The sequence below is a fragment of the Lentilitoribacter sp. JB5-8 genome (genome assembly GCF_055693385.1).
Map to the genome: position 1 here is coordinate 774758 of NZ_CM146332.1, position 23445 is coordinate 798202.

Annotated in this window: 20 protein-coding genes, 1 tRNA gene and 1 pseudogene; 11 read left to right on the plus strand and 11 right to left on the minus strand. The window is 45.0% G+C overall.

The genetic code is table 11. The annotated features are described in order from the left end of the window. Window positions 1-37: 37 nt before the first annotated feature. Window positions 38-721 (minus strand): pyrimidine 5'-nucleotidase, encoded by a 684-nt coding sequence (locus tag ACZ1GZ_RS03730; RefSeq protein WP_472667125.1) that lies wholly within the window; start codon window positions 719-721, stop codon window positions 38-40. Between the two features lie 117 nt (window positions 722-838). Between ACZ1GZ_RS03730 and ACZ1GZ_RS03735 the strand changes: the two genes are divergently transcribed. After that, entirely contained in the window at window positions 839-1744 is a 906-nt protein-coding gene (locus tag ACZ1GZ_RS03735; RefSeq protein WP_472667127.1) for a DMT family transporter, read from the plus strand. Between the two features lie 17 nt (window positions 1745-1761). Here the strand turns inward: ACZ1GZ_RS03735 and argB are convergent, their stop codons facing one another. From argB to rpmH, 5 genes and pseudogenes are all read right to left on the minus strand, one after another. Next, window positions 1762-2652, minus strand: coding sequence for an acetylglutamate kinase (argB, locus tag ACZ1GZ_RS03740; RefSeq protein WP_472667129.1), 891 nt, complete (start codon window positions 2650-2652; stop codon window positions 1762-1764). A gap of 108 nt (window positions 2653-2760) precedes the next feature. Beyond that, a complete protein-coding gene (yihA, locus tag ACZ1GZ_RS03745; protein ID WP_472667131.1) occupies window positions 2761-3396 on the minus strand; it encodes a ribosome biogenesis GTP-binding protein YihA/YsxC in 636 nt (211 codons plus the stop codon). A gap of 45 nt (window positions 3397-3441) precedes the next feature. Continuing rightward, window positions 3442-5279 (minus strand): annotated as a pseudogene (gene yidC / locus ACZ1GZ_RS03750) (membrane protein insertase YidC). A gap of 2 nt (window positions 5280-5281) precedes the next feature. Continuing rightward, window positions 5282-5710: a ribonuclease P protein component gene (rnpA, locus tag ACZ1GZ_RS03755; protein WP_472667132.1), complete on the minus strand. Its 429-nt coding sequence runs from the start codon at window positions 5708-5710 to the stop codon at window positions 5282-5284. Between the two features lie 38 nt (window positions 5711-5748). Beyond that, window positions 5749-5886, minus strand: a complete 138-nt coding sequence (gene rpmH, locus ACZ1GZ_RS03760; protein WP_472667134.1) for a 50S ribosomal protein L34 — start codon at window positions 5884-5886, stop codon at window positions 5749-5751. A 386-nt stretch (window positions 5887-6272) separates the two neighbouring features. On the opposite strand from rpmH, the gene ACZ1GZ_RS03765 reads away from it, so the two are divergent. From ACZ1GZ_RS03765 to ACZ1GZ_RS03785, 5 genes are all read left to right on the plus strand, one after another. After that, the gene (locus ACZ1GZ_RS03765) at window positions 6273-7046 is read left to right on the plus strand and encodes a TVP38/TMEM64 family protein (RefSeq protein WP_472667135.1); all 774 of its coding nucleotides are present in this window, start codon (window positions 6273-6275) and stop codon (window positions 7044-7046) included. A gap of 45 nt (window positions 7047-7091) precedes the next feature. After that, window positions 7092-8519, plus strand: a complete 1428-nt coding sequence (locus ACZ1GZ_RS03770; protein ID WP_472667136.1) for a dihydrolipoyl dehydrogenase family protein — start codon at window positions 7092-7094, stop codon at window positions 8517-8519. A 42-nt stretch (window positions 8520-8561) separates the two neighbouring features. Beyond that, window positions 8562-10022 carry a sensor histidine kinase gene (locus ACZ1GZ_RS03775; protein WP_472667137.1) on the plus strand — a complete coding sequence of 487 codons (1461 nt, stop codon included), beginning with the start codon at window positions 8562-8564 and terminating at the stop codon, window positions 10020-10022. A gap of 125 nt (window positions 10023-10147) precedes the next feature. Continuing rightward, window positions 10148-10224 (plus strand) — tRNA-Arg (locus ACZ1GZ_RS03780). A gap of 148 nt (window positions 10225-10372) precedes the next feature. Then, window positions 10373-11134 carry a DUF3750 domain-containing protein gene (locus ACZ1GZ_RS03785; protein ID WP_472667138.1) on the plus strand — a complete coding sequence of 254 codons (762 nt, stop codon included), beginning with the start codon at window positions 10373-10375 and terminating at the stop codon, window positions 11132-11134. Window positions 11135-11149: 15 nt separating this feature from the next. Here ACZ1GZ_RS03785 and ACZ1GZ_RS03790 read toward each other — a convergent pair whose 3' ends face one another. The 5 genes from ACZ1GZ_RS03790 to ACZ1GZ_RS03810 form a co-directional block, all read right to left on the minus strand. Beyond that, entirely contained in the window at window positions 11150-12229 is a 1080-nt protein-coding gene (locus ACZ1GZ_RS03790; RefSeq protein ID WP_472667140.1) for a DUF1513 domain-containing protein, read from the minus strand. Continuing rightward, entirely contained in the window at window positions 12226-13299 is a 1074-nt protein-coding gene (locus ACZ1GZ_RS03795) for an imelysin family protein (protein WP_472667141.1), read from the minus strand. The genes ACZ1GZ_RS03790 and ACZ1GZ_RS03795 overlap by 4 nt, the downstream gene beginning before the upstream one ends. Next, on the minus strand, window positions 13299-14825 hold the full coding sequence (locus ACZ1GZ_RS03800; RefSeq protein WP_472667143.1) for a di-heme oxidoreductase family protein: 1527 nt from the start codon (window positions 14823-14825) through the stop codon (window positions 13299-13301). The genes ACZ1GZ_RS03795 and ACZ1GZ_RS03800 overlap by 1 nt, the downstream gene beginning before the upstream one ends. 102 nt (window positions 14826-14927) lie before the next feature. Then, window positions 14928-16214: an imelysin family protein gene (locus tag ACZ1GZ_RS03805; protein WP_472667145.1), complete on the minus strand. Its 1287-nt coding sequence runs from the start codon at window positions 16212-16214 to the stop codon at window positions 14928-14930. Window positions 16215-16227: 13 nt separating this feature from the next. Then, window positions 16228-16767 (minus strand): hypothetical protein, encoded by a 540-nt coding sequence (locus ACZ1GZ_RS03810; protein WP_472667147.1) that lies wholly within the window; start codon window positions 16765-16767, stop codon window positions 16228-16230. 385 nt (window positions 16768-17152) lie between these two features. Here ACZ1GZ_RS03810 and ACZ1GZ_RS03815 point away from each other — a divergent pair, with 385 nt between their 5' ends. The 5 genes from ACZ1GZ_RS03815 (at window position 17153) to ACZ1GZ_RS03835 (ending at window position 23441) form a co-directional block, all read left to right on the plus strand. Then, the gene (locus tag ACZ1GZ_RS03815) at window positions 17153-18220 is read left to right on the plus strand and encodes a LacI family DNA-binding transcriptional regulator (protein ID WP_472667149.1); all 1068 of its coding nucleotides are present in this window, start codon (window positions 17153-17155) and stop codon (window positions 18218-18220) included. Then, window positions 18217-19557 carry an ABC transporter substrate-binding protein gene (locus tag ACZ1GZ_RS03820; protein ID WP_472667151.1) on the plus strand — a complete coding sequence of 447 codons (1341 nt, stop codon included), beginning with the start codon at window positions 18217-18219 and terminating at the stop codon, window positions 19555-19557. The genes ACZ1GZ_RS03815 and ACZ1GZ_RS03820 overlap by 4 nt, the downstream gene beginning before the upstream one ends. A gap of 65 nt (window positions 19558-19622) precedes the next feature. Next, entirely contained in the window at window positions 19623-20924 is a 1302-nt protein-coding gene (locus ACZ1GZ_RS03825) for a carbohydrate ABC transporter permease (protein ID WP_472667153.1), read from the plus strand. Further along, on the plus strand, window positions 20921-22150 hold the full coding sequence (locus tag ACZ1GZ_RS03830; protein ID WP_472667154.1) for a carbohydrate ABC transporter permease: 1230 nt from the start codon (window positions 20921-20923) through the stop codon (window positions 22148-22150). The genes ACZ1GZ_RS03825 and ACZ1GZ_RS03830 overlap by 4 nt, the downstream gene beginning before the upstream one ends. A 4-nt stretch (window positions 22151-22154) precedes the next feature. Further along, window positions 22155-23441 (plus strand): MGH1-like glycoside hydrolase domain-containing protein, encoded by a 1287-nt coding sequence (locus tag ACZ1GZ_RS03835; protein WP_472667156.1) that lies wholly within the window; start codon window positions 22155-22157, stop codon window positions 23439-23441. The last annotated feature ends 4 nt before the right edge of the window (window positions 23442-23445 follow it).

Genomic DNA, 23445 nt, shown 5'->3' on the forward strand with positions numbered 1-23445 from the left:
TACTGGTTAAGCAAGTTTGAATCATTCTGATCAGAATTTATTGAATTGCTTTTAAGAACTCGTGTAATTCTGTGGCGATATGATCAATATGCTCATCATCGCGACCATGCGCTTCCCATTTTTCGTCTGTGTTTGCCTCATAAGCTTCATCAATGATCAAGACTGTTTTCATGCCCATTTGTTTAGGCACTAATAGATTTCGCGGTAAATCTTCAAACATCGCAGCTTTTGTCGGATCCACATCAAATTGCGCGATAAATTGCTCATAGGGTTTTGCAACGGGTTTTGGTAGATAATCCGCTGCAACAATGTCGAAAATACCGTCAAAACAGTCTTGGATCCCCAATGCCGCAATGGTGCGTTCTGCATGTGGGACGTCGCCATTTGTGAAAATGAGCTTTTGACCCGGTAGTGCTTCCAATGCAGCTTTCAAATCATCACTTTGGGCCACAGGACTATAATCAATGTCATGCACGGCATCTAAGAATGCCTTTGGCTCCATACCATGATTGATCATCAAACCCTGCAAGGTGGTGCCATGATCGCGATAATAGTCTTTTTGTTTCTTGCGTGCCTCATCGCGCGGTAAATCCAAAAAGTCTGAGACAAAATCTGTCATTTTTACATCTATTTGTGCAAATAGATCGCATCGGCGCGGATACAAGGTATTGTCCAGATCAAAAATCCAATGATCGACGTGGCTAAAATTTTCATGTTTCATGAGGCTACTTATATAAGACTTGCAATTGAAGAAAAGTGCTGATTACGACTAAATTGACAATTGCTAGAACAATTATTTAAACGTGACGCATATCTCATTCCATGCTAACGCCATCTCATGGAAACCTGGATACTCATTACAATCTCTGCAGCCTTTTTGCAGAACATTCGCTCAAGTCTTCAAAAACATCTTAAAAATGTCATGGGTACATCCGGCGCAACTTTTGTTCGGTTTGGGTTTGGCATACCGTTCGCGCTATTTTTCCTCGCAATTTTTATGTATTGGGGCGATCATAGCTTTCCTGAACTTAATCGGGAATTTTTCTTTTGGGTGGTTATTGCTGCGATCTCGCAAATCATAGCGCAAGCATTGCTCGTGCATATGTTTTCCTTTCGCAATTTTGCCGTTGGAACAGCCTATTCACGAACTGAGCCTTTGCAGGCCGCTTTGTTTGGCCTTTTGTTTTTATCAGAAAAAGCATCATCTGCGGTGTTGTCGGCGATTGCGATCAGTATGTTTGGTGTCATGCTAATTTCTGTTGCGCGAACTGATATCACACCAAAATCGATCTTTACATCGCTCTATTCTCGCACAGCATTAATCGGGCTTTCATCAGGCGCTATTTTTGGTGTTGCAGCTGTTGCATATCGTGCTGCGTCTTTGTCCTTGGATGGCCCAAACTTTATTATCCAAGCGGCGATAACATTATCCATCGCTATCATCTTGCAATCGATCATCATGATCATCTGGATTTACTGGCGTGACAAAGATGAGATAGCACGTATACGCGCAGCTTGGAAAACAGGGCTCATGGTGGGATTTGTTGGGGCCAGCGCATCCTTTGGCTGGTTCATGGCTATGACCTTGCAACAAGCTGCGATGGTGAAAGCCGTTGCGCAGATAGAAATGATCTTCACCTTCATTTCATCCGTGTTCATCTTTAAAGAACAAATCAACCGCATAGAAGTTATCGGATGTTTGCTGATTATTAGCGGGATTATCGCGCTGGTGCTTGGTGGTTAGAAGCAGTAACCGGGTAATTATTTAACGATCAACGTTCCTGCGCCATGCTCGGTAAAGACTTCTAACAGAACCGCATGCGGGACTTTGCCATTAACGATTACAACGCCTTCAACGCCCTGTTCGATCGCGAATAAACACGTCTCAACCTTTGGGATCATGCCTCCGGAAATGGTTCCGTCCGCAATCATAGCTTTGGCTTCTGATACGGAAAGCTCTTTAATCACATTGCCATCTTTATCCATCACGCCGGGAACGTCCGTTAGGAATAACAAGCGTTTTGCGTCAAGCGCACCGGCAATGCCGCCAGCAAAGGTATCGGCGTTGATGTTATAGGTCTGACCATTGCGATCAGGTGCCACGGGCGCAATCACGGGAATGGTCGCTGATGTCGCCAAGATATCTAAAACCGTACGGTCAACTTCATCGATCTCACCCACGAAACCTAGATCAAGAATGCGCTCAATGTTGGATTCAGGATCAACGACCTTTTTCTCAGCTTTTTTGGCATAAACAAGATTTCCGTCTTTACCGCAAAGACCAATGGCGCGCTCGCCTTCGGCATTGATCATGGTAACGATCTGTTTGTTGATGGAACCTGCGAGAACCATTTCAACAATTTCAACGGTCTTTTGATCCGTCACACGCAGACCATTTTCAAAACGTGATTGAATACCCATGCGATCGAGCATTGCACCAATTTGCGGGCCGCCGCCATGAACAACAACTGGATTAACGCCGGACTGTTTTAAAAGCGCAACATCACGCGCAAATGCCTGCGCCAGGCTTTCATCACCCATCGCATTGCCACCATATTTGATGACAACTGACTGGTCTTCATAACGTTGCATGTATGGCAATGCTTCAGATAAAAACCGCGCCTGATTTTCACTATCACTTAAAACAGCCATACCTTTATTCCTTAAAATGCTTTGGGATTGGTGTTTGTCTTTATATCTGACACGTCTCTTAACGTGAAAAATATCATCCTTCAATCGGATCTTTACCCGAATGGACGACTAATTATGAATGGCTTTAACAATTGCGCGTCGCAAATCATCAATTCCGACACCTTTTTCAGATGATGTCGCAATGATCTCTGGATAAGCGGCAGGATGTTTTTTGATCTGTTCGGTAACCTGCGCAATCAACGTTTCAAGCTGTGTGGCTTTGATCTTGTCCGATTTTGTTAGAACGATTTGATAGGACATTGCAGCTGTATCAAGCAGCTTTAAGACTTCTTCATCGTTCTTTTTGATCCCGTGACGGGAATCAATCAGCAGATAAACACGTTTTAGAGTGACACGACCGCGCAGATAGTCAAAGACCAGCTTTGTCCATTTTTCCACTTCGGTCTTAGGCGCTTTGGCATAGCCATAACCTGGCATATCCACGAGCGCTAATGGCGGCAAATCTTCTTGCGTACCTTCAAAGCCTGATGGCACGAAATAGTTCAGCTGTTGTGTGCGGCCAGGTGTATTGGATGTTCGCGCCAAGCCTTTAACGTTTGTGAGCGCATTAATAAGCGAGGATTTGCCAACATTAGAACGGCCGGCAAAAGCGATCTCAGGTGGACCAGCAGATGGAAGAAACTTCATCGTTGGGACAGAAAGTACAAATTCCCAAGTCCGGTCAAAGGGCACAATTTTAGCCATGTCGATGTCCTATCATGCCCTTTGCAAAAGCAAAGCTACGTTAGCTTATTTCGCTTCTTCTTTTGGTTTTTTGGAAAACAGCGCTTTGAGATTATCCCAGAGCTCTATCTTCACGCCCTGACGCTTCATGATAACGCCTTGCTGGAGGATCGACAATGTGTTGTTCCACGCCCAGTAGATCACAAGACCGGCAGGGAAAGTTGCTAACATAAATGTGAAGACAACTGGCATCCAAGTGAAGATCATTGCCTGCGTTGGATCTGGCGGCGTTGGGTTCATACGCATTTGTAGGAACATTGTGATACCCATGATCAACGGCCATACACCCAATGCCAGCAATCCACCGATGAGCGGTAATGCTGTTGGATCGTAAGGCAAGAGACCAAACAGGTTGAACACTGATGTTGGATCTTGCGCAGACAAATCCTGAATCCAACCAAAGAATGGTGCGTGACGCATCTCAATGGACACATAAAGCACTTTATATAGCGCAAAGAACACTGGGATCTGCAGAAGTACCGGCCAACAACCAGCCACTGGGTTAATCTTCTCACGCTTGTAAAGCTCCATCATGGCTTTTTGTAGCGCTTGACGGTCATCACCATGTTGCTTTTTCAACTCTTCCATTTGTGGCTGAACTTTTTCATGTTCGCCATGGATTTGTATGACTTGTTCGCCAATGGGAAGAAGATCAATTTCACACAAACGGTTGTCACCAAGATGGATACACCGAAGTTTCCGAAAAGTAAGAAGAAGAAGTGCAGAGCGCTAAACATCGGTTTGGTAATAAAGTAGAACCAACCCCAATCGATCATCAGATCAAATTGTTCAATATTTTGTTCTTCTGCGTATACATCAATTTCTGGTGCTGTTTTGGCGCCTGAGAAAATGCGTGTGTTAAAGTTAGTTGTCGCACCAGGTGCAATGACTTTAGCATCAGAAACATAATCTGTCTGATAGCTTGGTGATCCTTGTGCAAAATATCCAAAACGAGATTGGAATGGCTGGCCTTGCTCAGGCACAAGCGCTGCAGCCCAATATTTATCCGTTATACCAATCCAGCCCGTTGGGGTTTTTTCCGGAACGATTAGACCTTTGTCCGCATCTTCCACATCACCGTAATCGATCTCTTGAAGACCTTGCTCACCCAAGAAGCCGATTAAACCCTCGTGAAGAATGTAGATGCCACTAGTTTGAGGCTTATAAAGTCGTTTAATACGGCCGTAAGGAGAGAGTGAAACCTGCTCAGCTGAATTATTGGTAACAGCATCATCAATTGTGAAAAGATAATTGTCATCAACGCTGATCGTTCGATCAAATACCAAACCACTACCATTGTCATAGCTCAAGACAACTGGTGTTTCAGGCGTAAGCTGATTTCCAGATTTAACTGTCCAAACTGTGCTTTCGCTCGGAACAGGTCCTGCATCTTTGGTTGCAATAAAGCCAACTTCGGAGAAGTAACCCTCATTTGCGTTAGATGGCGAGAACAGAATTACATTCGGGCTTTCAGGATCAATTGTTTCACGATAGTTCTTTAAGACAAGATCATCTAGACGTGCGCCTTTAAGGTTTAGCGAACCAGACAATGTTGGTGTATCGATCTCAATACGACCGCCAGATTCAGCCAATGCATCTTCACGCGCAATTGTCTGCGCTGCAGGAAGACCTTGTAAATTTGGTAATTGAGCCGTCTCACCGCTCGGTGTTGTTGCTGATGGAAGCGTACTGTCATTTGCTGCGGCTTCAGCTTGTTGTTCGATCAAAGCTGCTTGACGCGCTTGCTCTTCTTCAAGACGAGGCGCGACATAAACTATCTGCCAAACCACGAAAATGAGCACTGATAGGCCGATCGCCAGAAAATAATTACGACTGTTTTCCATTATTAATCCTTACACTCGGCAACACTATTGTTATGTTTTACGCCTGTCCGCGGGTTTCTATCAGAGTTTTTCTTACTTTTGAAGCGCTGTTCAAGGCTATAGATAATGTCATTAAAGCTCGCATCCAATAGCTCATTGTGACCGATTAGGACATAATCGTGACCGGGCATCAAAAATTCATGCGCTTTGAGCCGTACCGCTTCTTTCAAACGCCGGCGAATACGATTTCGTTTAACCGCATTGCCTTGCCGCTTTGTGACGGTAAATCCGATCCGGGGCGGTCTCAACTCGCCATAGGTTTCTTGATCACCTCGATCTAAAACTTCCAGCAAGAAATATTTACCGCGCCGCTTCTTCCCATTGCGAACAGCTAAATATTCAGCTCGCTTGGTTAAACGCTCGACGCGGGAAATTGAATTTTGTGAAATCAACTTCAGCCCTCTCAATTCAGGCTGCAAGATTTATGAACTTATGCAGATAGACGTTTACGACCTTGTGAACGGCGAGCTGCTAGAACTTTACGTCCACCTTTAGTGGCGAGACGTGCACGGAAACCATGACGACGCTTGCGAACAAGCTTTGATGGTTGAAAAGTACGCTTTGTCATTTATTTTAATACCGCGGTGTGCGGCCCTTCTTAAAGTCTGTATTTTTACAGGAGCGTTGTTAAAGTCGATATCTGCGGCCTTTTGGACGTCAAACACCTACACGAGCGGCTTATAGACATCAAAACCTTATATTGTCAATAATTAAGCCGTCTCAAACGGGTATGATCTTATAATTGATCGGATGGAGAGACATTTTCTAACATTGTTAAAATGAATCCTACTTGTGAAACCCTTTTTTAATAGACCTCACAACAGTGTGAGTTGAACGTTAGCATTCCTCACATATAGTTTGATGAACGCGATTGAATGTCATTGGTATGTGATCGCACAAAAGTTTATCCCTTCATCAACAACGGACCGATGTCCGACATTTTGGAGAGATAAAATGGAATTGAACACAACAGTAAACGATACGGATCAAAATATAATGTCAGATGCAACCCAAAAGAAAAACGGAAGCATGCTGAAGCGCTTTTTGCCAGTGCTTGTTGTTTTATCCGGATTGGCTGCAGGTTACGCAGCTGGATTGCACGAATATCTATCACTTTCAGCATTAGCTGAACAACGCGATGTATTACAGACATTTGTAAGCGAAAACCTGATCTTGGCATCTGCAATGTATTTCTTTTTATATATTGCAGCCGTTGCGTTCTCTTTCCCCGCAGCTTCAATCCTGACAATTTTCGGCGGATTTTTATTCGGCTGGTTCTTGGGTGGTGTTTTAACCGCTGTCGGCGCTACAATCGGTGCTGCTATTTTGTTTAAAGCCGCTCAAACAGCATTTGGTGACTTCCTGCGTGACCGCGCTGGGCCGTTTGCTGCAAAACTCTCTGAAGGTTTTCAGAAAGACGCGTTTAGCTACATGGTGATCTTGCGCTTAGCGCCTGTGTTCCCATTCTTTGTGATGAACATTGTGCCAGCACTCTTTAAAATTCCACTACGCACATATATGGGCGCAACAATCATCGGTATTTTGCCAGGTACATTTGCATATACTTATCTTGGACAAGGCGTTGATAGCGTGCTTATGGCAGCAGCTCAATCTGGGCAGGAAGCATCTGTTTCAGACTTGGTTACACCGGAAATCACAATCGCATTTGCAGCCCTTGCCGCTGTTGCGACCATCCCATCAATCGTTCGCAGATTTCGTAACAAATAAACGTCTGATAACGTCTTTTACAAAATTAATAGGGGGACATTTCAAATGTCAAAAACATTAACTCCAGATATTTGCGTTATTGGCGGCGGCTCAGGTGGCTTGTCAGTAGCTGCAGCCGCCGCAGCCTTCGGCGTCGAAGTTGTACTTTTAGAAAAAGGTAAAATGGGCGGCGACTGCCTCAACTATGGTTGCGTTCCATCCAAAGCCATCATCGCAGCGGGTAAACATGCTCGTGCTGCCGTTGATGGAAAGAAATTCGGTGTTCATGTTGATAAAGTTGATGTGAACTTTGCAGAAGTAAACGCCCATATTAAAGATGTCATCGGCGGCATTGCTCCGCATGATTCACCAGAGCGGTTCCGCTCATTGGGTGTAAACGTCATCGAACAGGCAGGCGTATTCATCGATGCGGATACAGTTCAAGCTGGTGATACGATTATCAAAGCGCGCCGCTATGTCATTGCAACAGGTTCATCTGCTTTCGTTCCACCTATTCCAGGGATTGATGAAGTTGATTACTTAATCAACGAAACGATTTTTGAGCAAACCGAACGCCCTGATCATTTGATCGTCATCGGCGGCGGTCCAATTGGCATGGAAATGGCGCAAGCGCATCACCGCCTTGGTTCAAAAGTCACCGTTGTTGAAGGCTTTAAAGCGCTTGGGAAAGACGACCCTGAGCTTGCGGAAGTTGTGTTAAAGCGCATCCGCGAAGAAGGCGTTGAAATCTTAGAAGACACAAAAGTGGTCAAGCTTGCGAAAGCAAAATCTGGGGTTTCAGTCACCGTTGAAACAAGTGAAGGTCAACGCGACATTAAAGGCTCTCATGTGCTTGTTGCCACGGGCAGAGCTGCGAATGTTAACGGGCTTGGCCTAGAACAAGGGCAAATCGAATATGATCGCCGCGGCATTAAAGTCGGCGATAACATGCGCACATCCAACAAACGCGTTTACGCAATTGGCGATGTGGCTGGTGGTTTCCAGTTCACCCATGTTGCTGGTTATCATGCAGGTTTAGTTGTTCAGCAAATCTTATTCCGTCTCCCAGCGAAGGAAAATCGTGAGATTATCCCTTGGGCAACCTACACAGAGCCTGAACTTGCCAATGTTGGACTGACCGAAGCGCAAGCGCGCGAGAAATATGGTGATGATATTTCTGTATTGAGATGGGAATATGCTGAAAATGACCGTGCGCGGGCTGAACGAAAAACCGACGGCTTAATTAAAATCGTTGCTGATAAAAAAGGTCGTTTGGTTGGTGTTGCAATCGCCGGCGCCGGTGCTGGTGAGATGATCAATATGTGGGCTCTTGCCATAACCAATAAAATGAAGCTATCAAATGTGCGCGGTTATATTCCTCCTTACCCAACGATGTCAGAAATTGGCAAACGTGCGGTAATGACGCATTACGGACCGATTACAAGTAAACCATTTGTTCGCGCAGTGATTGGATTTTTGCGGAAATTTGGTTGATAGTACACAAACCTATTGGACTAAATTATATTCGGACCAAACATGTCGCATGAAAAATTAGAGCTTGAAAATATTCAACCCGCGCAAGAGATTGGCACCAAGCCAGTGCGCGGGCTGCAAAGCAAACTGATCACTTTGACGATCATTTTTGTCATGCTTGCGGAAGTATTGGCCTTTGTCCCATCGGTTGCAAATACGCGGCTTAGATGGCTTGAAGACCGTTTAAATACGGCAGCCGCCGCCAGTATCGTGTTTGAAAGCCAGCAAGTAACCGAACTTTCTGCAAAAGTTCAAAGCGATACACTGATGTCAACGGGTACGAAGGCGATCATCCTGCGCAAGGATGGGACCTCTCGTATTGTGGCATCAGAAGAAATGCCGCCATCGATTTCTGACAGCTATGATCTTGATAGCACCGGGCCAATAACGGCCATTATGGATGCATTTGAAACGCTGATTTATGGTGGAGACCGGATCATCCGTGTTTTAGGCTCGGTGGGCGAAAGCAGCGATTTTCAGATCGAACTTATTATCAGCGATGATCAATTGCGCCACGCAATGTTGATATATAGCCGGAATGTTTTGTTTATCTCATTAATTATTGCGGCGATCACAGCAGGGCTGTTATTCTTCACAATTAACCGCTTAATGCTGCAACCGATCCGCCGTCTTACTTGGTCGATGCAAAACTTTTCAGATAATCCTGAGGATGCCACCCGCATTATCAAACCCGAAGAAGGTGACGATGAATTGTGGCTAGCTGAGCAGCATTTATCTGCCATGCAAACCCAACTCCACAGCACTTTGCGTCAACAAAAACGACTTGCGGATTTGGGTCTCGCCGTTTCTAAGATCAACCATGATATGCGTAATATTTTAACATCAGCGCAGCTTATTTCCGACCGTATGGCCAATGTTGATGACCCGATGGTTAAACGTTTTGCACCCAAACTGTTGCAAACGATTGACCGCGCTGTTGGCTATTCAAGTGAAGTCTTGGGATATGGACGTGCACAGGAAGCAGAACCCAAGCGCCGTGTGATTAAATTAGCCGCGTTAACCGCTGAGATTAAAGACGTGCTCAGCAATGATGTTCAAGACGATGATATTGAAATCATCTCAAAAGTACCGGACGAGTTGGAATTGCATGCAGATAGCGAACAATTGTTCCGTGTTATCAATAATATTTCGCGCAACGCCATTCAGGCGCTGAAATCAGACTATGATGCAGATCCAGCTATTGTGAAACGGCTATGCCTTGATGCCGAGCTGAAAGACAATGCGGTATGTATATCCATTGATGATACGGGCCCTGGGATGCCAGCACGCGCGAAAGAGCATTTGTTTAAACCATTCCAAGGCTCAACCCGCGCAGGCGGTACCGGATTGGGACTCGCCATTGCACGCGAATTGGTGCAGGCGCATGGTGGAGATATTATCTTAGCTGAAAAGTCGACACCAGGCACGCGATTTGAAATTACCATTCCACATTCTGCTTCGTAAAAACGGTAAAATCAGTATCGGCGATAAAATTTTCAAACAAAATGATAGTTTTTCAAATTGATGCTTGCAAAACCGATGATGACCTATTAGGAGAACGCTAGACGTTCGAAACTATCACGTCATTAGCACCCGTAGCTCAGCTGGATAGAGTACTTGACTACGAATCAAGGGGTCGGGAGTTCGAATCTTCCCGGGTGCGCCATTCTCTCTTCGTTCAAACCTTACACCCTCAATTTTGACTTGTTCGGACTTTGTCCTCCGGGGTGCGCCATTTCCTTTCGTCGATAGACTTTCAAAACTCATGTTCTTATCGCCATATTGAATTCACATTCTTTGGCTAGTTGAAATATATGTTGAAATTCGCAGCTCACTCGGCTCGGCTGAGTTTTAAAATTATACTCGTTCTTTTTGTGGTCTTCATCCTGCCAGCATTAGTGCATTTAGGCGTTTGGGCGCTCAGCGATCGCCCATCAAATTGGCGTAGTGCACAATGGTCGAGCGCAGGAATTTTGCCATCCAACCCTCCAACAAATGAAGCAGCTGTTTATGTATTTACCGCGCGAACAGGTGGGCTAAAGGGAGCGTTTGCGACCCATTCCTGGCTTGTCCTAAAACCCCATGGCTCAAAATATTATGACCGGTATGATGTTGTTGGTTGGGGCACCCCGTTGCGCAAAAACGCCTATGATCCTGATGGACATTGGTATTCCAACAAACCCGTCATCAGCCATGAAATTAAAGGGCAACAGGCAATAGATGCCATCCCTGCGCTCGAAAGGGCAATTGCAAATTATAAATGGCGAGATCGAGGTGATTATACATTGTGGCCCGGACCAAACTCAAACACTTTTGTCGCGCATATTTTAAGTCAATTCCCTGAACTTGCAGCAAGTGCTCCTAGCACAGCTGTGGGGCGTGATTTTCCAGCCGATGGCCGTTGGATTGGGCGCAAAAAAGACGGCGCTTTGTTTGCAACTTTGGGCGGATATTTTGGTTTTGAGATTGGTGGCGATGTCGGCATCGAATTTAATTTTCTGGGATTGGTTGCCGGGCTTAATTTTAAAAATAGCCAATTGATTATTCCAGCCTTCGGTGCTGTTAGCTGGCGATAAACCGCAACACTCTTCTTAGATTAATCCAATATGATTGTCCCAATTAAGCGAATGCTGAGTTGCGCCAAAACGACCATCCTCACTACTATTAACAAAGTTATTAAGAGATGGTGCAAGCCCACATATTCCTGGCGATAAATGAGAACCAACTAGTTTATGACTCTTACCATCAAGCACTAAAACCTGACCACCTTTGGGCGAGGAAAAGGCTATAATTCCCTGTTTATTATTGATTGATACGGATCCGATATAGTTTTTAAAGCCGATTAATTGCTTAGCCGGCAAATCTATGAATTTTAAATATTCACTATGCGATATTTTAGCGATCAGAGGCGCTTGATCAAACGCACTGCCCTCGTATTGTCCGCCAATCCACACATTACCATTTTTATCAGATGCCATATGACGCATTGATAATTGTGACCATTCTTTTGGCAAGTGTTGAACGCGTTTGACAGTGCCGGTTAACACATCAACAAACGCTATATTAGAGCGCATCGTATCAAGATTTAGTTTGGTGCGTGGAAACTGCGGATGGGTTTTAATGCCGCCATTTGCAACACACAATGTTTTCCCATCTGGCAGTATAATAATTTCGTGCGGCCCAATACCACCTGAATTATATTCGCCAATTCTTTGAAAACCATTCGTAACATCATAAATACCGATTCTACCATCACCCGTCTCGAATTCATTTTCCGAAGCAAACAATAATTTGCCATCGGTTGAAAAGGCACCATGCCCATAAAAATGTCGGTTGGCCGGTGTTGAAAAAAGAAGCGGTTCTTTATCGTTATTTGGATCAAAGGCGAGTGCAAAGTTTCCTGGGCGTCTTGCAAAAATAATCGCCCATTGCGAATTTGCATGCGCAGCTATGCCATGGCCTCGCGCCGGCAATTTGTGACGGAATAAAATATCCCCCGCCTCGGAAAGAAGTGCCAAGCCAAAATGACCATCATTGGCCTTAAAACCCGCTGCAAAAATCGCATCCTCATCAACATATTTCGCATTTGCGCCATGTGGTATCAAACCTAGTCCAATGCTTGCACCGGCACCGCATAAAAATGCGCGCCTATCAATCTCCAATGGTTTCAATCGCCGTCTCCAAACGAAAATCCTGCAGATAAACCAAGCGCCTGAGAGAACTCGTTATCAATGCGAGACAAAGCAAAACCTATCGTCAATTTCAAATACACTAACCTTTGTCGTTCATCCGGGTTTTGCAAGAGATCTAATACCGATCCATTGATTGATTGTGCGGTTTTTAAAGCTTGAGAAAATTCAAAGCGAACGCTGTCGCCAAGTGCGCGACTTTCTTGCGGTAGAAGCTCTTCAATGCCACTTTTATTAAAGAGTTCTTGAAGGCCAGAAAGGCCACTTGTGACCATGGCAAGGGTATTTTCTGATCGCCACATGAGAGCGGACTTTGCTCGATCAAGCTTTGCTTCTTCTTTGAGAAACGCACCAATACGCACATCGCGTAAGGCTTCTAAACCATGCACCATTACTCCAATCAATACGTTTAATGCTTCATTATCGTTTCGAAATAAAGGATTCTCGTTATTTGGATTGAGCCAAAAATCGGCAGCAATTGATCCGTCCAACCAACTGTCTGATAAATTTTTAGAAATATCGGTTAGGTTCTGCGCAACAGATCGTCCAAATGCGCACCGAAAGGCACCGTCTTGATCCAACAATATGTCGGCACCTGTCCCAAATAAGATGAATTCCAAAGCACCTAAACCCTGAACTGCAACGCTTTTATTTGAGATACTTTCTACGGAAGTGACCGTGACATCTTGATTTGCAAGTGCTCGCTGAACCTGTTTGAGCCCGGTTGATTTTCTATCCGGATAAAACAAAATACGCTCAACCCGATTTTTTGACATGATTGGCCCAATACGAAACCATTCAATGCGTGCCCAGGCGTTTGCAAAACTCGCATAAGATGACTGAGCATATTTAAGGTGTTCTGCAGATGGTCTTTCACACAACTGCTCGGATGCGGTTTGTAAAGCTTGCGCTTTTGCATACAAATCTGCGTATCGTGGTTGAATATATTTTGACAACACATTTGAAAGCACAAGATCTGTAGTCCTATCCTCTTGCGCAAATGAAGGCGATAAACTTAAAACACATAATATGAAGGCGATAAAGATACGCATTATAAACTTTCTAAAAATGTGATGAGTGAATGACGGTCGGATGCGGAAAAACTTGCGAATGCATCTCGAGATTTCTGTGCCTCGCCCCCATGCCATAAAATGGCTTCTGTTAGATTTCTTGCCCGACCATCGTGTAAAAAGAAAGTGTGCCCACTTACAGTTTCAGTTAAACCGATGCCCCAAAGTGGAGGCGTCCGCCACTCTTGGCCAGTTGCAGCACCTACCGGCTGATTATCGGCTAACCCTTCACCCATGTCATGCAAAAGAAAATCGGAATATGGCCAGATAAGTTGAAACTTCTGCGCTTTGTTCTTAGCTTTACTGCTGGTAACAAATTTAGGTGTGTGGCATGCTGTGCAGCCAGAATTATAAAATAACTCTTTACCGCGCAAAACATTAATATCGTCAACATTTCGCCGTTGAGGAACGGCCAAATTTTCAGAATAAAATGTGACGAGATCTAATACTGGATCTGGGGCTTCACTATCACCCAATCTTGGCTGTATCCCTGTTGGTAAAGCAAGGCATTTTGCTTGTAATTCAGTGCAATCGCCGTAAGGAGACTGCGCCAATGGTGAAGATATGCCAATATCCCCTGAAAAGGCTCCCGCGCTTTGGCCCTCAACCGTTGCATTTTGTGCTTTCCAGCCAAATCGGCCAAGCTCTAAATTGCCGCTTTCTGCATTGTATTGATATTGCGGCTTACCGGATATGCCATCTTCATTTGCATCATCAGGGTCAGCAAGCGCTAAAATATCCGATGGATGTATGGCTTCAATTAGTCCAAGGCCAATCATTTGCGGTGTTACACGTGGTGAAAGCGTTGTTAGTGGGTGCAATTCGCCAAATCCAAGATTTTCCACCTTGTAGCTTGGTTTTCGCAAGGACACGATGGTGCCATCATCAAGAGTGACTTGCGTTTCCTTATAGGAAATCACCATAGTGCCTTCTGCTGAAAGTCCCGGGACCGCCAGATCCTGGAGCTGCCCTCCATAATTGGGATCAGGCAAAGTTTGTACAACAAAATTAGCAAGCGCCTGCCGTTCCGTGTCATTTTCAGGAGCACGCGCAAGCCGCAAAAACATTGATGTTGCATCCGTATCGCCTTCAGGTGGGTGGCCACGACCGTCTTTGATATGACAAGACTGGCAAGCCCGTGCATTAAACAATGGCCCCAAACCATCGGATGCGTGCGTAGATGATGGAGATGAAACCCAAAGCTTACGGAACAACGCATTTCCAAGCTTAAAATCCATTTCTTCTTCAAAGGTCAGGTTGGCGCTGAACTGAGAAAAAGCATCTTGGTTGACAAGTTTGAGTGATGTACCAGCACCGCCTTGCATTGCTTCAAAACGCTCGGCTTTGGTAAAGTCCGTCGTTGGCTGCGTAATTTTTGTAACCCGTTTGAGATCTTTGGGAATCAGATCATTTCGAATTTCTGGTATGTTATGGTCTTTCGCCAACGAGGGGGACGCAAACACCCATGTTGAAACAAGTAACACCGAAATTAGAAGTTTTCTCTGCACGTGAAAGTCCTCAAACAAAGCAGCAAGCAGCCCAAATTTTCAGATGAGCTGCTTGCTTATTACAGGATTTAGACGCAGCGATGAACCGCGTTATCTTAAATACTATTCAAAAACAGCATTTGGATTATCAAGGCTATCAGAGCCTTCAAGCTCAATTGCACCCAATTCAAGTGCAGCAATAGCGCGTTCGATAGATTTGGTTTGCTTTACTAATCCATCAATCGCTGCTTGCACAATAGCATTGCCCTCGATGTTTCCTTCACTGATCATTTGATCGTAAGCTTCACCTGCTTCTGCACGTTTTGCCATGATTTGCATGGCATCGACAGTTGCAGCAAGATCAGCTTCAAGTTCAGCTGCGACACCTGCATCTTTTGACTTGACCAAATCCATTAACGATGCACCTGAAACAGTGCTGCCATCTACGCGTTTATAGGTGCCGAGATAAACATTTTGAATGCCGACTGCATCATATAGGTGAGAATTATGCGTGTTATCTGAGAAGCAATCATGTTCTTCTTCCGGATCACCAAGCAACAAGCCAAGCTTCATGCGCTCACCTGCAAGTTCACCATAAGACAATGAACCCATGCCTGTAAGAATTGTAGAGAGGCTGCCGGATGTTCCTGCATCTTCCAAAGCTTTTCGTGCAGCGCCGCCTGATTGCCAGTTTGCGGCCATTTCTTCAAGATCAGAGATCATCAGTTCAGACGCAGCTTTCAAATATTCGCGACGTCGGTCGCAAGAACCGTTTGAACAATCAGTTAGTGAAAAGTCCGTTGCTGGACGGTTGCCTGCACCTTTGTCATTGCCGTTGAGATCCTGACCCCAAAGCAAAAATTCAATTGCGTGATAGCCCGTTGCAACATTTGCTTCGATGCCTGCTGCTTCATGCAAAGTATCCGACAAAAACGCTGGTGTAATCGCAGATGCATTTACGTCTTCACCATTGATTTTGATCGCTGCATTTGAAATCACATTGGCTGTGTAAAGTGTGTTCTCATCGCTTTCTGTTCCGTAAGACGCATCGACATAGTCGATTAAACCTTCATCTAGTGGCCAAGCGTTTACTTTACCTTCCCAATCATCGACGATTGCATTGCCAAATCGATAAACTTCCGTTTGCTGATAAGGTACGCGTGAGGCAAGCCAAGCGCCTTTTGCCGCAGCGAGAGTTGTGTCAGATGGAGATGCTAAAAACGCATCAATAGCTGCATCTAATGCTTTAGCTGTTGAAAGCGAATCTGCATATTTTGCTTCAGCAATGTTTGCGTAGTTTTCAACGACAGCCTCAGCTGTCACATCTGACATCGCAAAAGCTGCATTGGAAGCGAAAAGCGATGTGCTTGTCATAAGGGCTGCGACAAGCAACGGTGATTTAAAATTCATAAGTTTAACCTTTCTAATGAATTGTATAATTGGGTGTTTGTTCTGGAAAACGGTCTTTGGCGTGAATTTCAGCCAATACCGAAGCTGGAATTGGCAACAACAATGATCCTGTCGATTTCATGATCATCGCGTATTCACCTGCAGGTGCCAAAATTTGTGCGCATTTATTACGGCAGGACAATGCATCAATGCATTCTTGCAAGGCATCATCATCCCCGTGTTGAAGCGATGCGATTAGTCCTAAGACCGTGCATTCATCAGCATTAAGATGTCCCGAATTTGGCGCATGACTTTTTAAAGGGCATGTTGCGCAATGACCTAAATTACAGACAAATTCACCAAGAGCATCTGCAGCAATTTGGCCGTTATGCTTGCCCAATATCGAAACAAAGTTCTGTTTGCTTTTTAACCAATGGACATCGGTATTTAACATGTAGCCGGCAACCCAATTTCTATAACCATTGACCGTCAAACCTTCCGGGTGACGTTCAAGATACCCCTTTGCAGGACATTCTTGATTGCTGGAATTTGGCAGAAACATTTGATCACTCATAAGCACAATGCGTTAACTTGAGTTTTTTAGTAAGGTATTATGAAAGTAGAGTCAAATAGTATAGTTTATAATCACTCTAAACTAGCGCATATCGTGCATAAATTAATCATCTCACTCGCAGTGATTTAGCGTTCAAAGGGGTTTGAATAAATTTCGCCAAAACGCAGTATTTATACTGTGATCATGCGTGTATCGTGTGATCAACCTGCCATTAATCGACGCCCTAGATAAGAAAAGTTTGTCGCTGTAAACAATTGATATAATACAACTATTTCAGGATAAGAAGTACTAATTACGGGGGTTTTCAAATTTCTCCTTGCTTTCGAAACCGCTTTCGGAAATACTCGCGAAACCGCTTTCGGAAGTTCGTAGCTTTGGTGAATAAATGTCAACGCGTATAAATTTAAAGCAGTTATCTGCGCATCTTGGCCTGACCGAAGGCACTGTATCGCGCGCGCTCAACAATTACCCTGACATTAGCATGAAAACACGTGAGCGCGTCCAAAAAGCAGCCCAAGCTCTGGGATACAAAGCTAACCCAACAGCACGACGTCTGGCGACAGGTATTGCCGAAGCTGTCGCATATATCATGCCGGAGAATGGTAATACGATATCGGAGCCGTTTGTAGCGTCCTTACTTGCAGGATTGGCTGAATCACTTGCAAGAAGAGGTTGGGACATGCATGTTGTGCAAGCCTCGCCTGCCGAGAATGAAGAAGATCTCATCAAACGCTTGATATCCAGCCATAAGGTAAGCGGTGTTGTATTATCACGCCCACACAAAAATGATGCCCGCATAAAACTTCTGCAAGATGCAAAAATGCCGTTTGTCGTGCATGGCCGCTCGTTAGATAGCAGCGAATATGCTTGGTATGATGTAGACAGCAAATCTGCCTTTATCGATGCGGTGGATCATCTTGTTGCGCTTGGACATCAACGCATCGGCTTTATTGGCGCACCCACATATCATAATTTTGCGCAAACTCGTCTGGATGGATATCGCGAAGCCATTGTTACCAATGGTATTGAGCTTGATAATGATCTTGTACAAATTACCGAGCTCACTGATGATGGCGGTGAGCGGGTAGCGCATGATTTGTTAGATCTTGAAAATCCACCAACTGCGCTGTTGTGTTTAACCGATACACAAGCCTTTGGCGCATTGGCTGCATTGCATTCACGCGGCCTAATTCCCGGAAAACATGTTTCAGTTATTGGCTATGATGGCGTTCGGTTTGGCAGACACACCAATCCGCCGCTCACCACTATGGCCCAACCACAGGCTCATTCAGGTCGTCAATTGGGAGACATGATCTTATCGATCATTGATGGCGACGATCCGAAGAAGCATCAAGTCCTTCGTCGTGCCGAATTGGTACGAAGGAAAAGTGACGGTCCGATATGGATCGAAAATCAAACTCAATCAATGAGTAAATGGGAGAGAGAAGAATGAAATCCTTGAAACTACTTGCTGCTGGCCTCATGCTATCAGCATCAACAGTGAGCATGTCACTTGCTGACACGATCACGATGTGGACAATGGAAGAGCAACCTGATCGCATGGAAGCTCAGGAAAAAATTGCTGCAGACTTTAAGGCTAAAACAGGCCATGACGTGAAAATCGTGCCGGTGTCTGAAAAAGATATTGCAACGCGCGCAACCGCTGCTTTTGGCGCGGGTGACTTGCCCGATGTATTAAACCACACTGTTCAGCATTTGCTGCCTTTTGCATCAGCAGGCATGCTTGATAGCGGTGCAGCAACAGAAGTTGTTGAAAATCTTGGCATGGGTTCATTTGCTTCTGGTCCAGTGAACATGGCAAAATCAAACGGAGAGATCGTTTCTGTACCAACAGATGGCTGGACACAGCTTGTTGTTTACCGTGCTGACAAGTTTGCTGAAATGGGTCTAAACCCACCTAAAACATTCGCGGATATTGAAGCTGCGATCGCAAAACTACATAACCCGCCAAGCATGTATGGGTTTGTTGCTGCGACAAAGATCGACGAAACATACATGATGCAGCTCATTGAGCATATCTCGCTGGCAGCTGGATATTCCCCAGTTAACGCTGATGGTTCAATTAATGAAGATACATCAAAACTTAAAAATGTTTTGTCTTTCTATAAGACGATAGCTGATGCTTCACCTGAAGGTGATTTGTACTGGAAACAATCTCGTGAACTTTACCTTGGCGGTAAAGCTGCGATGATCATTTGGTCACCATCTTTGCTTGATGAACTAGGTGGTCTGCGCGATAGCGCACCTGTTACAATCAACGATGATCCAACTTCAAAAGCTTTGGCTAAAGACACAGGCTTTGTGACTGTATTCTCTGGCCCAGGTAATGATGCAGGTGCAGCTTATGCTGACGTTCGCTATTTGGGCATTACAAATGATGCGAACACAGAAGTTGCGCAAGAATTTGTAGAATTTGCTTTGTCGGAAGGCTATGGCGACTGGCTTGGCATGGCACCTGAGGGTAAATTCCCAGTGCGCAAAGGCAGCGCAGAAGGCAAAACTGACTACGAAGCAATGTGGTCTGGTCTAAATGTTGGCGTTGACCGCAAAGAACCACTTGGCAATATTTATCCAAAATCAGTGATTGACGATATTGTTGCTGGTCTTTCAGTTGGCGACCGCTGGGGTGTCGCCGATGGCCAACTTGAAACAGCTTCAAAACTTGTCAATGCACGAGTGATGTCACAAGTCATCCGTAAATATATCGATGGTGAAATTGATCTAGATGCCGCAGCGAGTGAAATCGTTGCCAAGCATAAAGAGCTTTAAATCACAATCGCACCGCGAGCGTTTCCTGGTGCTCGCGGTGCACTTTTTACTGACGGTAATTAAAAATGTCTGCAACTGAAAATCTATCTAAAGGCCCGCCAAAAGGCTTCGGGGCACTGGCGAAGCGCGAGCAGCGTTTAGCTTATCTCATGCTGTTGCCGACATTTTTGATTGTCTTGAGCATCGTGCTGGGCCCGCTACTAGCAAATTTCTGGATCAGTTTTAAGCCAGTCCAACTTGCTGACTTGCGCGCCGCGACAACGCTTGTAAACGAGCAATTAAGACCACGTCCAAAAGCAGCTGGTGATGAAGTTACTATGCGCTATCGGATCCGAAATTCATCTCAAAAAGACCCAATATCGCAGGTCACGCTCAGCGATACTATTCCACAAGGGTTGTCGTTGCAGCTCAATGATGAGCGATGCACTTTAGATGGTCGTGCACTATTTTGTGACTTTGGGACTATTGAAGCTGGTGGTCGTTTCAATCTTGATTTCCCTGCAAGCATTGACCAAAGCTACATTGATAACGGCGAAAGACCACGAGATAGCAAGTCTGTTCTAACCGGTCAGTCAAAAAATATTCTGACATCATTTGAATTCACTTTAGAAAACTTCGACAAAGTCTTTTCGTCTTCCGAATTCTGGTCGGTTCTAAGAGTATCTCTGTATTACACAATATTCGGCACATTAGGTGCTTTGGTTTTGGGCCTGTTTGCCGCGCAAATTTTAAACACAGCGTTTAAAGGACGAGCCATCTTGCGTGGGCTGTTCTTATTCCCATATGTTGCTCCGGTCATTGCGGTGGCGTTTGCCTGGGTCCTATTATTGGATGCAGGACCGGGCGGAACGTTTAACGCGATGCTTATTCGAATGGGTGCCATCGAAGGCCCGATCAACTTTTTAGGTCAGCGCGCCATACCGATGTCACTTTTGGGTATTGAATTTAATTTTCCCATGGCTTTGACGACGGTTATCACTTTTGAAGCCTGGCGTTATTTCCCATTATCGTTCCTATTTATTCTGGCGCGCATGCAGTCTATTTCAACAGATATGTATGAAGCGGCTGAGATTGATGGCGCGACACCTTTGCAACAGTTCTGGTATCTTTCATTGCCTCAACTTTTAGGAATCTTGTCGGTGTTGTTCCTATTGCGGTTCATTTGGACATTTAACAAGTTTGACGACATTTTCCTCCTAACAGGCGGTGCGGCGGGCACCCGAACACTCACCGTGGATGTTTATGAGCAGGCATTTGCTGTCTCCAACCTGGGAGCCGGTGCAGCGGTTGCAGTTGTTGTATTCTTTGTCCTGCTCTTCTTCGCACTCATCTTCTTTAAATTTTCACCACAGGATGACGGACAATGAAGATCGGAACAATAACATTTTCCGCAGCCATTATTGGTGCGATCTGGGGCGCTGTTTGGATGATCGTCATCGGCATATTGCTTATGTTGGTGTCTGGAATTACAGCATCACCCCCAGCGGGCACCGCACTAATTGCTGGTTTGATCGCTGGGCTTGCCTTCATTTTTCTTCCTATTGAGAAACGAACCCGAACGCCATTTGCGATATTAGGCGTCGGGGTGGCTGTATTGCTCTTTATTCTCACAGGTGGACAGATATTTGGAACGTCTGTTTCAGAGGGAATTGTATATCAGATCATAGCTTGGGCGATTTGGTCAGCGCTTGTCGTTGTATCCATTAAAATGTGTTTGAATGACTATCAGTCTGGGTCCGCAAAACGCTACCGCATGGAGCTATTGCTGATCCGAGTGCTCAAGGGTCTGGCTTTTGTATTGTTTACAATCGTTGTGGTCTTGCCGTTTTACGTCATGGTGATGACCAGTTTAAAAAGTCAACAATCGCTACTGTCTAATCCTCTCGATTTCTCAATTGATCTTGCACAAGGGCCTGAACTTTTGTTCCGCTCTTATATTGAACTGTTCACACAATATCATTTTGGAACATTTTTGTGGAACTCAGCGCTTGTATCGGTGGCAACAGTGATCATCACACTTTTATTTGCCGTACCCGGCGCATATGCGGTTGCGAGGCTCAGGTTCCCAGGACAAGTGCTTTTATCACGTTCAATTTTGCTGATTTATATGGTTCCAGCGATTGTTTTGGTTATCCCGTTATATGCTGTATTTTCACAAGCCGGATTGCGTAATTCGCTCACAGGATTACTCATTGTTTATCCTGCAACGACCATTCCAGTCGCGCTGTATATGCTTCAAGGATATTTCCGTGGATTGCCGGGCGAACTTGAAGAAGCTGGACTAATGGATGGTTTGTCGCGCGTTGGTGTGATTGCAAAAATTACAATGCCATTGTCATTGCCCGCGTTGGCATCGGTGGCGCTATATGTGTTCATGATCGCATGGAATGAGTTCCTATTCGCCTTCATGTTCTTGGATGATTTGGACATGTTTACGCTTTCACGCGGGGTTGTATCGCTAAACTCATCTGAGGTTCCAAGGCAACATTTAATGGCCGGAGCTGTGGTCGCAACGGTTCCCGTGCTTGCGATATTCTTATGGTTTGAAAAGTTCTTAGTTGCCGGTTTAACCGCCGGTAGTGTGAAGGGGTAAATGAATGAGTTCGAATTTGGATGAGCTCGCAGTTAAAGTTCTGCGTGAGAATGATCGTGGCGGTTATACGGTCCCAACAGCGCGTCTATATCCATATCAATGGAATTGGGATTCAGCCTTTATTGCGCTCGGCCTTGCGACTTACGATCGCAAAAGAGCATGGCAAGAAATCGAATTTTTGTTTGATGGGCAATGGGAAAATGGCATGGTTCCATCCATTATTTTCCGCCGTGATGATCCTGATTATTTTCCAGGCCCTGAAACTTGGCAGTGCAACGATTGCAAAGTGCTTTCAACGGGCATTTCCCAGCCACCAGTGGCCGCATCTGTTGCGCGCGCTTTGGTAGAGGATGGAAGCCAATACGATAGGGATATCGCTGAGAAGCTGTTTGATGCTTTTTACAAGTGGCACAAGTGGTATCACGAAGAACGTAAGCCTGATAATTGCCCGGTTGTTGCAACAGTGCACCCTTGGGAAACAGGAAGAGACAATTGCCCCGATTGGGAAATTGGCCTTAATAACATGACCGTTGACCCTGAGCTTGAACCTTATACTCGCATGGACACAGTGCATGCAGATGCAAATGAGCGGCCCAGCAAAGAACAATATGATAAATATCTGACTATTGTGAAGTTTGGTCGAGATCATAACTGGGATCAGAAGGTTTTAACCAACCAAGGACCGTTTTTAATGGCGGACCCCTGCATCCACTTTATATTACTAAGGGCTGACCGAGATTTGTTGTGGCTTGCACAGCAGTTCAAAAAAACCGAGTGCATCAACGAAATCCAAACATGGATTGATGATGGCGTCGCAGGCTCAGAATATCTTTGGAATAGAAACATAAATGCATATTGCGCACGAGACGTTAAAACGGGTGAATTTTCCGACGGATTTTCAAACGCTAGTGCACTTTGTTTCTATGCTGGTGTGGGTTCTGAACAACAGCAGAAAGACACGATCGAGAATATGCAAAGGGTCCAGTCAAAAGTTAAATTCATGATGCCGAGCTGGGATCCTGATGCTGCTGACTTTGAACCGCAGCGCTATTGGTGCGGACCTGTGTGGCCGCAGATGAATTACATGATCTCGATGGGTTTAAAAGAGTATGGGTTTGAAACAATGGCTGAGAAAATCAGAAGTGATTATGCTGCTTTAATTGAGCAATCTGGTTTTTATGAGTGCTTTAATTCCGTAACTGGTGAAGGTTGCATTGGTCGACAGTTTTCATGGACTGCTGCTTTGTGGCTTGCATGGATTTCACCAAATAAGAACGCCATTGCGGCATAGGAGA